Annotated in this window: 10 protein-coding genes; 1 reads left to right on the forward strand and 9 read right to left on the reverse strand. The window is 37.7% G+C overall.

Annotated features, from left to right (window positions below; all coding sequences use genetic code 11):
* Positions 1-155: 155 nt before the first annotated feature.
* On the reverse strand, positions 156-1,283 hold the full coding sequence (locus AB1422_10340) for a hypothetical protein (GenBank protein ID MEW6619714.1): 1,128 nt from the start codon (positions 1,281-1,283) through the stop codon (positions 156-158).
* Between the two features lie 79 nt (positions 1,284-1,362).
* The gene (gene ppdK / locus AB1422_10345; GenBank protein ID MEW6619715.1) at positions 1,363-4,020 is read right to left on the reverse strand and encodes a pyruvate, phosphate dikinase; all 2,658 of its coding nucleotides are present in this window, start codon (positions 4,018-4,020) and stop codon (positions 1,363-1,365) included.
* 136 nt (positions 4,021-4,156) lie between these two features.
* Here ppdK and pgsA point away from each other — a divergent pair, with 136 nt between their 5' ends.
* Complete coding sequence (gene pgsA / locus AB1422_10350; GenBank protein ID MEW6619716.1) at positions 4,157-4,747, forward strand: CDP-diacylglycerol--glycerol-3-phosphate 3-phosphatidyltransferase; 591 nt, start codon at positions 4,157-4,159, stop codon at positions 4,745-4,747.
* A 20-nt stretch (positions 4,748-4,767) separates the two neighbouring features.
* On the opposite strand, the gene AB1422_10355 is transcribed toward pgsA, so the two are convergent.
* The 7 genes from AB1422_10355 to AB1422_10385 form a co-directional block, all read right to left on the reverse strand.
* Entirely contained in the window at positions 4,768-6,207 is a 1,440-nt protein-coding gene (locus tag AB1422_10355) for a VCBS repeat-containing protein (protein ID MEW6619717.1), read from the reverse strand.
* A 709-nt stretch (positions 6,208-6,916) separates the two neighbouring features.
* Positions 6,917-8,086, reverse strand: a complete 1,170-nt coding sequence (gene bioF, locus AB1422_10360) for an 8-amino-7-oxononanoate synthase (protein MEW6619718.1) — start codon at positions 8,084-8,086, stop codon at positions 6,917-6,919.
* A complete protein-coding gene (locus tag AB1422_10365; protein ID MEW6619719.1) occupies positions 8,037-8,348 on the reverse strand; it encodes a hypothetical protein in 312 nt (103 codons plus the stop codon). Before AB1422_10365 ends, bioF begins: the two co-directional genes overlap by 50 nt.
* 170 nt (positions 8,349-8,518) lie before the next feature.
* Positions 8,519-9,007, reverse strand: coding sequence for a nucleotidyltransferase domain-containing protein (locus AB1422_10370; protein MEW6619720.1), 489 nt, complete (start codon positions 9,005-9,007; stop codon positions 8,519-8,521).
* 184 nt (positions 9,008-9,191) lie between these two features.
* A complete protein-coding gene (locus AB1422_10375) occupies positions 9,192-10,622 on the reverse strand; it encodes a flippase (GenBank protein MEW6619721.1) in 1,431 nt (476 codons plus the stop codon).
* 65 nt (positions 10,623-10,687) lie between these two features.
* The gene (gene rpoN, locus AB1422_10380; protein ID MEW6619722.1) at positions 10,688-12,097 is read right to left on the reverse strand and encodes an RNA polymerase factor sigma-54; all 1,410 of its coding nucleotides are present in this window, start codon (positions 12,095-12,097) and stop codon (positions 10,688-10,690) included.
* A 143-nt stretch (positions 12,098-12,240) separates the two neighbouring features.
* Complete coding sequence (locus AB1422_10385) at positions 12,241-13,494, reverse strand: homocitrate synthase (protein MEW6619723.1); 1,254 nt, start codon at positions 13,492-13,494, stop codon at positions 12,241-12,243.
* Between the last annotated feature and the right edge of the window lie 180 nt (positions 13,495-13,674).

Consider the following 13,674-nt stretch of genomic DNA (forward strand, 5'->3'; position numbering starts at 1 on the left):
AAATCCTCAAAGGCTGAATTATCTCATCAAGAGATTTATAATGCTCTGGAGTTACCTTATCAACCAGGGAAAACAGTCAAATCATTTTGTGGGGATTCATACTGTAGTGCCAAAACTCAACCTCTCTACTCTGTAAGTTGTTGATAATACAAGACTTATTTTTTTAAGCGGCGAAGTTGGGATGTGCCTTTGGGCAGAATAGCAATTACATAACGACTGGTTATCTCTAAAAAAATGGGCTGCCACAAATGCCTATCTGCTCCATAGATGTGCACTTTTTCCGAGCTAATCCTAATGGGATTTCCCCAGAGTCGAAACTTGTTATTTTTACGATTAAAGGTAGCAGTAATCCATTTTTCAAAGATATGTGGCGAAAGTTGGGAACTAAATTTCATAACCACAGGTGCTCCATGCAAGATAGTAAATCGTCCTTGAGTCTGTAAGGTTGTTTTCTCCATTGAATACCAGACTGTCTCTTCAGCATCTTCAGTAGCACTTTTATATATTTTTAGGACATAAACCAGATGTGCTCGGTGGTCCACAAAGCTGTCACTGCGATTAGTTACCTTACCATTATAATAGAAATCGTGCCCCCCTCGTGAAGTTGAAGGAAAGCGTAATTGAGAAATAGAAAAAAGAGGCGAATATATCTTTTGAAGCTCAGGTAAGCAAATCTTCATCTCTTCCAGTCTATCTACCATAGCAAATCGAGAACTTCTTCGCTCCTTAGTTAATTGACTCTTTTCTTCAAATTCCTCTGATGTAGCATTTATAATCTCCTCTTCCTCTCCCTCTTCATCATCAATCTCAAAGAAATTCTCAGATTCAAAGACCAATCGCCCATATCTTTTACCAGAGTTAAGTTCTAATACCTTTTGCCACAACTGACCAAATGTCCAACCGCTAATCCAGAGCCTATCCAAAACAGGTGTGGAATCTACTAATCTTTTAATCCACGGGTCACATTCTTTGATATCTTCCATAGTATAATAGACTGGATGACGAGGAATAAGTTTTTCCAGAAACCCTATGTATTGATTCTTTGCTCCATCCCATACCTTGTAAAGAGTCTCATCAATAGGTTCTAACCGAACCCCAAGATTCTTGAAGATTCCTTCCATTTCTGGCTCTTGTGTTGTATTTGGAACCGTCTCAAGGAGATAGCTCTTAACCAGACCAGAGATTATCTGCCTCTTATCTATCTCTTCCTTCTTTTCTTGAACATATCCTTCCAGATAGTCCATTACCTGCTTACGGGTAGAGATGGTTTCTATGGACATCATAGACCTCCAAATTAATATCCTAAAAGTGTCAACGCTGGTTTAACCCTACGAGTTAATCTCTAACTTTCTAATTCGCTCTTTATCCATTTTTTATCTTTGCCTGGGCCGCGGCTAAGCGGGCAATAGGCACTCGATATGGTGAACAGGAGACATAGGTCATATTGACTAAATGGCAGAATTCTACGGAACTGGGTTCTCCACCATGCTCGCCACAGATACCAACTTTAAGTCCTGGTTTTGTTTTGCGTCCTTTTTCTATCCCAATTTTCACTAATTCGCCTACTCCATCACGGTCTAAAACCTCAAATGGATTTTGGGGTAAGACACCTTTCTCAAGGTATCTATCTAAGAATTTCCCTTCGGCATCATCTCTGGAAAAGCCAAATGTGGTTTGCGTTAAGTCATTTGTGCCAAATGAGAAAAACTCTGCCTCCTCAGCGATTTTATCTGCCGTAATCGCCGCTCTGGGTAATTCTATCATCGTTCCAACTAAGTAATCTACTGCTACTCCATATTTTTCAAATGTCTCTTTAGCCACCTTATCTGTAATCTGGCGTTGCAGTTTTAGTTCTTTTACCGTTCCAACTAATGGAATCATTACTTCAGGTAAGACTTTATATCCTTCTTTAGTCAATTCGCAAGCCGCTTCAAATATTGCCCGTGCCTGCATCTCAGAGACCTCTGGATAGGTAATTCCCAGGCGACAGCCTCGAAGTCCTAACATTGGATTTACCTCTCTCAAAGTTTCTACCTTGTGTAACAACGTTTCAATCTCTGCTATTTTATTTTTGTCTCCTTTAGTTGTCTTCAAAGTAGCCAGTTCTACCAGTAATTCTTCATATTTAGGTAAGAATTCATGGAGTGGTGGGTCTAAAAGTCTAATAGTCACTGGTAAACCATTCATTGCCTTGAAAATACCGGTGAAATCTTCTCTTTGCATAGGTAATAATTTATCCAGAGCCTTGCGTCTTTCTTGTTCATTATTTGCCAGAATCATTTCTTGCATAATAGGCAATCTATCCTCGGCAAAGAACATATGCTCGGTGCGACAGAGTCCAATTCCCTGGGCGCCAAATTCACGGGCTATGCCGGCTGATTTTGGGTCATCGGCATTAGTTCTGACACCTAATCTCTTTATTTCATCTGCCCAGAGGAGTAATGTTTTTGCCTCATCACTCATTTCTGGGTCTATCGTGGGTGCCTTGCCTAAAATTACCCGACCTGTAGAGCCATCCAGGGTGATGAAATCACCTTCTTTAATTATTTTCCCCTTTACTTCAAATTTCTTTCCATGTTCATCTACTTTAATTGCTTCACAGCCCGCAACACAACATTTTCCCATACCACGAGCGACAACTGCGGCATGTGAAGTCATTCCACCACGTGCGGTTAATATCCCTTCAGCCACCGCCATTCCGTGAATGTCATCTGGTGAAGTCTCATTTCGGACTAAAATGACCTTTTTACCTGCCTCAACCCATTCGCAGGCATCATCCGGGGTAAGAACTACCATCCCACACGCCGCCCCTGGCGATGCCGGTAACCCTGTAGCTAATACCTCGACGCTCGCTTTGGGGTCAATATGTCGATGAAGTAATTGGTCTAATTGTTGTGGTTGAACACGCATTATTGCTTCTTCTCTGGTAATTAACCCTTCATTAGTCATATCAACAGCAATCTTGATTTCAGATTGAGCGGTTCTTTTACCGGTTCGAGTTTGAAGCATGTATAATTTCTCATTCTCAATTGTGAATTCAATATCCTGCATATTTCGATAATGTCCCTCAAGTTTCTGGTATATATCAACTAATTGTTTGTATGCCTGGGGTAAATCTTTTTCTAATTCGGCAATCGGTTTTGGTGTCCTAATTCCAGCGACAACATCTTCACCCTGAGCATTAGTTAAATACTCGCCGTAAAACTTTTTCTCACCAGTAGAAGGATTTCGGGTAAAGGCAACACCTGTTCCTGATGTCTCCCCCATATTCCCAAACACCATCGCTTGAACATTAACTGCTGTGCCTAAATTATCAGGTATTTTATGCAACTTGCGATAAGTTACTGCTCTTGGTGTATCCCAGGATTCAAACACGGCATTAATGGCCATCTTAAGTTGCTCCTTTGGCTCCTGAGGGAAATGAATTTGTTCTTTTTCCCGAAGCATAGCTAAATATCGGGCAAGGACATTCCGAAGCCCCTCAACCGACAGCTCAGTATCAAGTTTTACTCCCTCTTCTTCTTTGACCTCGTTTAAGATAAACTCAAAATTTTCATGTTTTACTCCTAAAACGACATTTGAAAACATCTGGATAAATCTACGATAAGAATCATAAGCCATCCTTGGATTTTGTGTCTTCTTCGCCAATCCTTCTACGGAGTGAGTATTTAATCCTAAATTCAGGATGGTGTCCATCATCCCCGGCATAGATATTTTTGCCCCGGAGCGAACCGAAACAAGCAGTGGATTTTCTGGGTCACCAAATTTCTTACCCATTACCTCTTCTAACTTCTTCATATTCTCCTCAATCTCTCCTTCTAACCCTTCTGGATAGGCACCGTTATGTTGGTCATAATAAATACAAGCCTCTGTCGTAATGGTAAATCCCGGTGGCACAGGTATGCCAATGTTGGTCATTTCAGCCAATCCTGCCCCTTTTCCTCCTAATAAATCTTTCATGTCTTTAGTCCCTTCTGCTTTACCCTGAGCAAAAAAATAGATGTGTTTTTTTGTTGCCATTTTAAAAACCTCCATTATTTAGTTAAATTTTAAATTTGGTAATGAAATATTATATAAAAATATATTGCTAATGTCAACCTTTTTTTAGTAAGAAAAAGTTTGACAATATTTAAAAAGTTTATTATAATAACCTTTAATGAATTTAGCCAATAAATTAACCTTATTAAGAATTATTCTGGTGCCTTTTTTTGTCATATTTTTAGCCTATGACAATGTGTACTCTTATTATCTAAGTCTATTGGTATTTCTTATCTGTGCTATAACAGATATTTATGACGGTAAGATTGCTCGAAAGTATGGATTAGAAACTACCTTTGGAAAGTTTGCCGACCCATTAGCCGATAAAATATTAGTTTCTGCGGCGTTTATTTATTTTGTAGAGATGCCAGCGTTACACATACCCGCATGGATGGTAATCTTGATTATTACACGAGAATTTGTGGTTACAGGACTGAGAATGATTGCGATGTCAAAAGGTGTAGTCATTGCCGCTTCGTTAAAAGGTAAATTAAAAACCACCTTTCAGATTACGACAATTATCATTATTTTACTTATCCTGGTTATAAAGACATATCTGCGGGATTTTCTTGGAATAGAAAATACCCTTTTCCCTTTTTCAGTGGTTTTAGAATATACACCTTTAATTTTAATGTCAATAACTACCTTTTTTACAGTGATAACCGGTATCTGGTTTACTATTTTACATAAAAAACTCGTAACTATTTAGCCATCTATAGTGAGACAACATTATTTATTCCATATCGGATGTAAAACACTAATGTTGTTATCACTGATATTTCCAGTAATAACATCATTTAACCCATCGTTATTTACATCAGCAATGGCTAATCCTCCAGGTGCTTTACCGGTAGGAAAATATAAGGGAGGAAGGAGATGTCCTTTATTATCCTGAAGATAAATAGTGAAGGTTTCTCCGTGTGTGGTTACTAAGTCAGCTCGGCCGTCATTATTAATATCACCTATTTTTACCCCGCCAGCCCGACCGTCTTTACTTGTCGCCGTGCCAATTAGTCCAAATGAAGTCTCATCCTTTCGTCCAAAAATGGAGACAGGGCCTCCAGAGGCGGCAATTTCATTTATTCCATCACCCGTTAGGTCTCCGATAGCAACCGTAGATGGATTTCCACCCGCAGTTTGAAGTGCCCCCATTGGCAGAAGAGACTTATCTGGTTGTTGGAAATATGCATTCACGGTGTTGTTTCCATAATTAACCGTCGCAATATCTTCTCTTCCATCCCCATTTATATCTCCGATGGCTAACCAGTATGAAATTGGACCTGAGGCATAAACAATATGGCTAAATATTTCATTTCCCTGTCGTTGCATTGTTAGACTCTCACATTTTTTAAAAGAACCAAGTAGATAATCATAACTTTCCTTAACCTCTGGTAACCAGGTAAAAATACTAATAGAAGTTGCCCCTGAATTAGGGACAACAATATCATTTCTTCCATCGCCATTAACATCACCTACGGCTAATCCATAAGGGCCTCGTTCAGTGCGGAATACCATTGCTTGAGTGAGTGTGCCACCTTTATTTTGAGTAAAGATATGAATAACATCAGCCGCCGCACAACCAACCACCACATCATTTAACCCATCAGCATTCATATCCCCTATGCCTACCCCAAAAGGACCTTGATTAACGGGATAGGTGGTTTGTGTGGCTAATTTTCCATCGGCTAGTTGAATAAAAACACTGATGTTGTTATCATAATAGTTAGCCGATACAACATCATTTAATCCATCGCCATTAACATCTCCAGCCGCAATAATTCCCGGGGAGCCACCGGTTTGATATGAGGTAGGTAAGGTCATTGAAATCTCGCCACCTTTTGGGGCTCTGGCATCGTAAGAAAATTCTACCACCTGATATGGTGAAACATTTCCTTCACGGTCACTCGCCGCCAAATAAAGCCTGTGTCCCCCACTTCCACTTACCCTTAAATTCTTAATGTAGGGATTGATTGTCCAGTTAGTATTAGGTTGCTGGTCGAGTTTATAGAAATAAGCCACTATTTCCTCACCGGCTGGTGGTTTCCAGGTGATATTAAATGAATGTTTCCCTGCCTCTTGAGTAACCTTTATATCTATGGGTGGATTGATTGTTTTAGCCCAAACTACACTCTGGATAAAAAAGATAAATAAAAAGATTAATATTTGCATTTCTAATTTCCTCCTTTGATTTGGTAATTAGTTACCAGTTCATCTAACCGATTACTTACTTTTAATTTCGTAAAGCCCTATTTTATAAAAGAATTGGTAACTATTCACCATTCACAATTCACCATTCACAATTTCTTCCCTAAATTTCCTTAATAATGGTGAATGGTGAATTGTCAATTGTGAATTATCACTCTTCACGGTGTCAAGCAAACCTGGCCCAAGAGTTCGATGCACCGCTATAGCGCATCCAATGACTCTATTCGATAATTCATCAAATTTCACTTCGTGCTCTCCGTACCCTTCGTGGTGAATAGTTACAAGAATTGTAACTATTTATCCCGGTGAAGTAAGACAGTAGGTTCACGGAGCAAGGAAGCTTATTTTCTACCTTGCTCTTTTGTTTCACTTCGGATGGTTAAATAGGTAGAAAGAATTTTATCATATTCTGGAGTAGTATGTCAACAAAAATTTGAATTTATCCGTAGATTATGCGAATTTACGGTAACTGTTCACCGCAGAGACACAGAGACGCAGAGAAAAAAATTAAAATCTATTGGTAACTATTCAGCCACAGATGGACACAGATGAAACACTGATTTTATTTTTTTATCCGTGCTAATCCGTGTTAATCAGTGGCTGAATAGTTACTTTATTTCTATGTCTTCTCTGCGAACTCTTGCGTCTCTGCGGTAAAGGACTACCTGAACGGTTACAATTTACGCAGAAATGCCCATAGCACCTTATCGAGCTGAGATTTTGTATGGGTTGCCATCACACTCAGTCTTATACGGGATTTTCCTTTTGGCACGGTTGGTGGTCTTATCCCTGGGGCAAAAATGCCATATTCATAAAGAAAATTTGCTACATCCATCGTTTTATTGCTATCTCCTATAAATACAGGGATAATTGGGGATTCACTCTCCATTGTATCAAGCCTTAAGTTTTGTAATCCTTGTTTTAAATATTGGATATTCTCCCATAATTTCTGTCTGTGATGAGGTTCTGTTTGAATTATTTCTAATGCCGCCAGGGCTGAAGCCACTTGAGCTGGTGGAAGTGCTGTTGAATAGATAAAACTTCGTGCCTTGTTTTTCAGGTATTCAATTAAAGCCGTAGAACCGGCAATAAATCCACCAAGACTTCCCAATGCCTTACTTAAGGTTCCCATTGAAATATCAATTTTTCCTTCTAACCCAAAATATTCAATTGTCCCTCGACCTTCTTTTCCCATTACCCCGGTGCCATGGGCATCATCGACCATAACTAATGCCTTGTATTTTTTGGCTAAACCGACTATTTCTGGCAAAGGAGCAATATCCCCATCCATACTGAATACGCCGTCAGTAATAATCAGTCGAAGTCTTGCAGATTGAGTTTTTTTTAAAATCTTTTCAAGGGAATTCATATCTTTGTGGGGATAGATTCTCAAAATTGCCTCGCTTAATCGACAACCATCAATGATACTGGCATGATTTAATTTATCAATGATGACGACATCACCTTTTTTAGTCAGGCTTGATATTACTCCAAGATTAGCCGCATAACCAGAAGAAAAGACAAGTGCAGACCTGGTTTTTTTAAAATCAGCCAATTGTCTTTCTAATTCACAATGCAGGAAAGTAGTTCCCGAAACTAACCTTGAGGCACCACTGCTACAACCAAATCTTTCAATAGCCTCTTTAGCCTTCTCTTTAACTTTTGGGTGCTGACTTAAACCAAGATAATCATTTGAGGCTAAAAGGATGTATTCTTTTTTGCCAATGACAATGGTAGGTCCGTTAAGGGAATCAAGGACTTTTAACTCCCTATAAAGTCCTTGTTTCTTGAGATTATTTAGTTCCTCTTTTAAACTGACTAAATCCATAAGTGGCGGATTCATTCTTTCTTATCCAAAAACTTCCTGGCCATCTTTCATACCTTTTGTATGAGTTGAAAGCCAGTTCCAGTTTCTCTGGATGTTTTAAGTGCATATAACTTCCAGACCAGAGAACCTCAAAGGTGGTATTAAAACTTAAAAATGCTTGAAGTAAATATTGTTCGGTCCAAAATTTACAATCACCTAAAACCCATTTTTTAGGATATTCTGCAGGCAAGAATATATCGTGAAAATGAACAATTACTCTTTTATTGAGTCTTGGCAATATTTCAAGATATTCATACTGAGTAACCGCTCAGGCTATATATCAAAAGTGTAAGAAAGGGGATAAGGAGATAAAGGGAGATATGGAGATTATTCATTGTAATTTGCAAAATTTTAGAATGAATTTATCTCCTTATCCCCATATCTCCTTTTCTTACACTATTTCAACCTTTATGCTAGATTAAGACACCACCAAAATTTTAGATATTGAATAACTCTTGCTTTTTCTTCAGGGAGAAGTGATTTAGATTTTTGGCTAATTTGCCAGAATTCGTCAACAAATTGCCAAAAATCTATTGCTTCATAACTGGTTTTACAAAGTAGGTCTAAATAAAGTTCTCTATCTTTAATTATCAAAGGGATACCTGATGTCAACACGCTATAAATTAGTGTTGGAGCAACTCTATTTAAGACAGCAAAATCTACTTCTGCTTGCAAAATCTTTTCCACATCTGCCCAGATTTGATGTTCTTTGGGATAATCTCTTTGTGTTTCTATTTCTAAATATTCTTTGGGTTTAAAATAGACAGCAATATCCCAATCAGAGATTTTTCTTTCTAAGTTTTTACTTCTTGAACCAAATAAAAAGGCTAAAATTACTGACGGCACTTTTTCAAAATAATTAGTAAGTGTTTGAATCTTTACCTGTTTTTCTTCCATTAAATTGTCTCCCGGCAGGGTTCTTGGGACACAATACTTAATTTCATCCTTCATCTTACCCAATTAGTATTGTGACCGGCGATTTCGATTTCCCACGGCACTTTGCCCTCCTTTAATTTTTTAGGGCATAAACTTGTGTCATTATCTTCTCAAATTCCTTTTTAATGTTACGAAAAAAACTTCACTAACTTGCCGTTCTAATCCTTTTTATCATTTCCCAATCCTCTTTTGATACCCCTTTAAAAAGAAGAAGTAAAAGAATGTAGATGGCTACTCCTGCTCCTATACATAAAAACAGGTTAAAATTTCTTCCCAGATAAAGAAACATACCCATAATAATAGAGGCAAAGATTATTTTAAATGTCTGCGTTGAGAATAAAGTAATCCCTTCTTTCACTTTACTTAGGTATATAAATCCCCATAAGGTAATAAGAAGATCTCCCGAAAATACACTCAGACTAACACCAATATGCTTTAACTTTGGAATTAGAATGAAGTAAAGCACGACGGTGACCACTAATCCTGTTCCGGTAATATAAGTAATGTTCCTTTCCCGATTAATCGAAACAAGGGCCTGAATACAAATACTCTGGATAAATACAAGTGGTATTGTCCATATAAGTATTTTTAGAACAGGAATTGAATTAACAAATTTCCCTCCATATATCAACAGGATTATTTTATCTGTTAAAATAGTTGTTCCCACCGCGAGTGGAATTCCTATCATCAGCATATATTGACTGCTCTTGTTGAAGATATAAATAAACCCTTTGCTTTCTGATTTATGAAGATTAACTAATACCGGAAATAACGCTGTGGCAAAATAAACCGGGAGGGTTTTAAGAAAATGAGCTAATTTAGCCGAAGCTGAATACCACCCGGTTACTGCATCTCCAGCTATTCTCGACAGCATTATGTTATCCAGATTAACAAACAGTATCGCAATCACAATTAGGGTCATAAAAGGTATACTTTTTCTTCCCAACTCCTTCCAGAAGGGAATATCTATTTCAAATTTAGGCCTGGCAAATCTCTTTATAACAAATAGAAGAGTAAAGAAAAGATATAAAATACTGACAAAGAAATGAATTATGACGAAGCCAACCAGACCATAATCTAAGAGAAGAATTGGGAAACCAAAGATTAAAAGTGAAATATTCTGAATAATATTTAACAAGGCACTATACTCAAATTTCTGAAATGCCTGAAAGCACCATTTGAATCCATCAGATAGGGCTAAAAAAAAATATGACCCCCCCAGGATGTAGATGATTAATTTTGTCTCCGCGGGACAATTCAATATACCTATTGCCAGACAGATGATGATAAATCCAATTATAGATAATCCTACCCTCATCAAGCCAATATTCCCAAGATACTTTCCTGCTCTGGATTCATCTTCTGCTACTTCACGCACGGCTAAAGTGCCTATTCCCATATCAGTTGTCATAAAGAATATCGTCACGAATGAGACTGCAAATGCATACTTACCTAATCCTACATCACCAATTACCCTGGCCAGATAGGCAAATATTAACACCGAGAAAACTCTACATAGGACATTCCCTAAAAACAAAACACCTGTATTTTTGGCTACTCTTCTTGCTATACCCATTTATAACAGTTTGCCTTCCCCTACAATATCTATATTATTATTTTAACACATCTAAAGTGAAAATGTCAAGAGGATTTAAGATTTTTCCTTGAAAATGATGATGGGATTTGTAATTCCTCACGATACTTTGCCACTGTTCTCGAGGCAATATTTATACCCTGTTGTTGAAGTAAAGTGGTGATTTTACTATCGCTTAACGGATTTTGTTTATTTTCCAGTGCAATTATCTGTTTTATCTTTTCTTTAATAGATAGAGTAGAAACAGTTTCTCCTTCTTTGGTCGTTAGACCTGTTTTAAAGAAGAATTTCAATGGATGGACTCCATAAGGTGTTTTAACAAATTTGTTTGCGATTGTCCGACTGACTGTGCTTAAATGAAGATTAAGTCCATTCGCAATATCTTCTAATCTCATTGGGACAATCTTTTCTGGTTTGCCATCCTGTAAAAATTGCTGTTGTAGCTCAAATATTACCTTTGCCACATGGGTTAATGTCTTTTTTCTCTTCTCCATACAATCTAAGAAAAATAAGGCTGATTTCAATTTCTTTCGGATATATTCATTTTCTTCTGCAGAGAGATTTTTATCTTTTAACAATCTTTGATAGTAAGAACTAATTCTTAGCGAAGGTATCCATTCATCATTGAGTTCTAATTTAAGTCCTTCTTCCTCTGTATTTGAGATAATAATCTCCGGGATAATGTATGGCGGGTAGAATTTTTCATATAATCGAGCCGGTTTTGGCTCCAACAATTTAACAAGTAGTTCAACTAATTCTTTTACCCGTTCTACTGTAATATTCATTTTAGAGGCAATCAGGTCATAATTTTTATCTTGAATTGCCTGGAGGTAATTTTGAATTAAAGGTCCTAATGTTTCCTCCATTCCTAATTCTTTAGCCTGAATTAGCAGGCATTCTTCCAAATCCTTAGATCCCACCCCGGTGGGTTCAAATTCTTGAATCTTATTCAAGACATCTTTAACTTCCCCCAGACTGACCTTTGCCTCTTTGGCTATCTCCTCAACCGCACTATCAAGATAGCCATCTTTATTGATGTTGTCAATAATTAATTCGCCTATTTTATATTCATCATTAGTTAATGAAGGCACCATCCGAAGTTGCTGGAGTAAATATTCTCTAAGAGAAAGTTGATGTGTAGGAATATTTTCATAAATTGGGTTAGACTCGATAGGTGGAGAAGAATCATAGGTAAAAGACTTTTTTGAAGATTCGAAGAAATCCTCCCAATTTATCTCCTCTTGTTTATCATTTTTTTTTATCTCTGGAAAGTCAACAATTGGAAGCTCAAGGGTGGCAATATTATCCTCTTCTAAAACCGGATTTTGAAGTAACTCTTCATTTATCTTATCTACTAATTCCAGGTTAGAGAGTTGTAATATCTTGATTTTCAATTCCTGGAGTGGGGAAAATTTCATTTGTTGGCGTTGAGTTTGGTCAAGAGTTACTTTTGGCATAAGAAAACCTCGTCTTTAAATATATTGATAATGGGTAACGAAGGTAAATGGAGTATTGGAATTTATTTCTTCACCCATCCATTATTCCATCACTCTAATACTCTATATTAGTTCCTGGATAATACTAATTTTATTGCCGCCATTTATGGCGTTACGGTCATAATCTTTCGGGCTATTTCAGGGTATTTGGCAATAAATTTCAATTCAGAGTCAACCAAAGGTTTCTGGGTATGGACATTGGCGTATCTGACTAAGTCTAATATTCTATTTGCCTCTACCTGGTCTTTAAATGCTATCTCTAATTTTTCTGCAACATTTCTAAAGCCTTTAATTCCTGAGTATTCACCGGCAACAATTTTTCTACCAGTTTCTATCACTTCTGGTTCGCCAAGGCCTAATTCTTCGAAATCATACAATTCGTAATTTCGGGCATCTTTTAATGCTCCGTCAGCGTGGATACCGGATTCATGGGCAAAGGCATTGGCGCCAACGGCGACTTGATTTATTGGGATAGGAACACCAAAGGCTATGGAGGCATATTTAGCGATTTTCCAGGCACAGGATAATTTCACCCGCTCATCTAAAACATATTTATTCTCAAATCCGCGTGATTTTTGTAAGGCTAAGATAACTGAAACTAAGTCAGCATTTCCTGCTCGTTCACCCATACCATTCACACAGACATTAATATAGGCATCTACGCCGCCATCAATAGCCCCCTTTGCGCCAGCAACTGAGCAAGCCGTTGCCATCCCGAGATCATTATGGCAGTGCTGTTCAAGAGGCAGCCCTACCTCTTTAGCTAATAATTTCATTCGTTCATAAATGGTAAATGGATCATCATAACCTAATGTATCACAATATCTTATGCGGTTGGCACCATGCTGTTTTGCCGCCTGAGCAAATTCTATCAGAAATTCATCATCTGTTCTCGAGGCATCTTCAGCATTGACTCCCACGGTCAGAATCCCTTTTTCTTTCGCTCTATCTAAAGCATCCGTCATCATCTGGATAATATTTGGTTTAGTCGAACTTTCTTTGGGAGACCTGACGATTCTATCCCCAAATTTCCCTTTCGTCATTTGCTCTGAGGTAGATATAGAGATATTCAGATGTTTAACTTTTGTATTCTCTACACAGGCATCTATATCTTCAACAATCGCTCGACACCATCCAGATAGAATAATGGGTTTAAGCACACCTATTTCGGCTAATTCAAGATTAGCATTAAGATAGTGAATTTCATGGGGAGTGGCTGGAAATCCAAATTCACTCTGGTAGATTCCCATCTCATTAAGATAGAGATTTAGCATTGTTTTTTCTAATTTAGCCAATCCTAATTTAGCTGTTTGCACCCCATCGCGGTTAGTCACATCAATCAAGTAAATTTTGTTCATCACAACCCTCCTCGTAATATTACATAGTCTGAATTAGAGTTCTGCAAAACTAAGAAACTGTAGTTTTTAAGCGGGTATTTAACACCTCTATTTTTATCAATTTCCTACAAAGAGCAAAATGCAAAACTCGTTTATAGTTTAGGGTTTATAGTGTATAGTTTATAGTGTATAGTGTATAGT

Source organism: bacterium (genome assembly GCA_040757115.1).
GTDB lineage: Bacteria > UBA9089 > CG2-30-40-21 > CG2-30-40-21 > SBAY01 > JBFLXS01.

What these genes read in the sequence shown, in the direction of transcription:
- pgsA (MEW6619716.1), top strand. Translation starts at nt 4,157, where the DNA reads ATGAATTTAGCCAATAAATTAACCTTATTAAGAATTATTCTGGTGCCT.
- AB1422_10340 (MEW6619714.1), bottom strand. Translation starts at nt 1,283, where the DNA reads ATGATGTCCATAGAAACCATCTCTACCCGTAAGCAGGTAATGGACTAT.
- AB1422_10375 (MEW6619721.1), bottom strand. Translation starts at nt 10,622, where the DNA reads ATGGGTATAGCAAGAAGAGTAGCCAAAAATACAGGTGTTTTGTTTTTA.
- AB1422_10385 (MEW6619723.1), bottom strand. Translation starts at nt 13,494, where the DNA reads ATGAACAAAATTTACTTGATTGATGTGACTAACCGCGATGGGGTGCAA.
- AB1422_10370 (MEW6619720.1), bottom strand. Translation starts at nt 9,007, where the DNA reads ATGGAAGAAAAACAGGTAAAGATTCAAACACTTACTAATTATTTTGAA.
- AB1422_10355 (MEW6619717.1), bottom strand. Translation starts at nt 6,207, where the DNA reads ATGCAAATATTAATCTTTTTATTTATCTTTTTTATCCAGAGTGTAGTT.
- rpoN (MEW6619722.1), bottom strand. Translation starts at nt 12,097, where the DNA reads ATGCCAAAAGTAACTCTTGACCAAACTCAACGCCAACAAATGAAATTT.
- ppdK (MEW6619715.1), bottom strand. Translation starts at nt 4,020, where the DNA reads ATGGCAACAAAAAAACACATCTATTTTTTTGCTCAGGGTAAAGCAGAA.
- bioF (MEW6619718.1), bottom strand. Translation starts at nt 8,086, where the DNA reads ATGAATCCGCCACTTATGGATTTAGTCAGTTTAAAAGAGGAACTAAAT.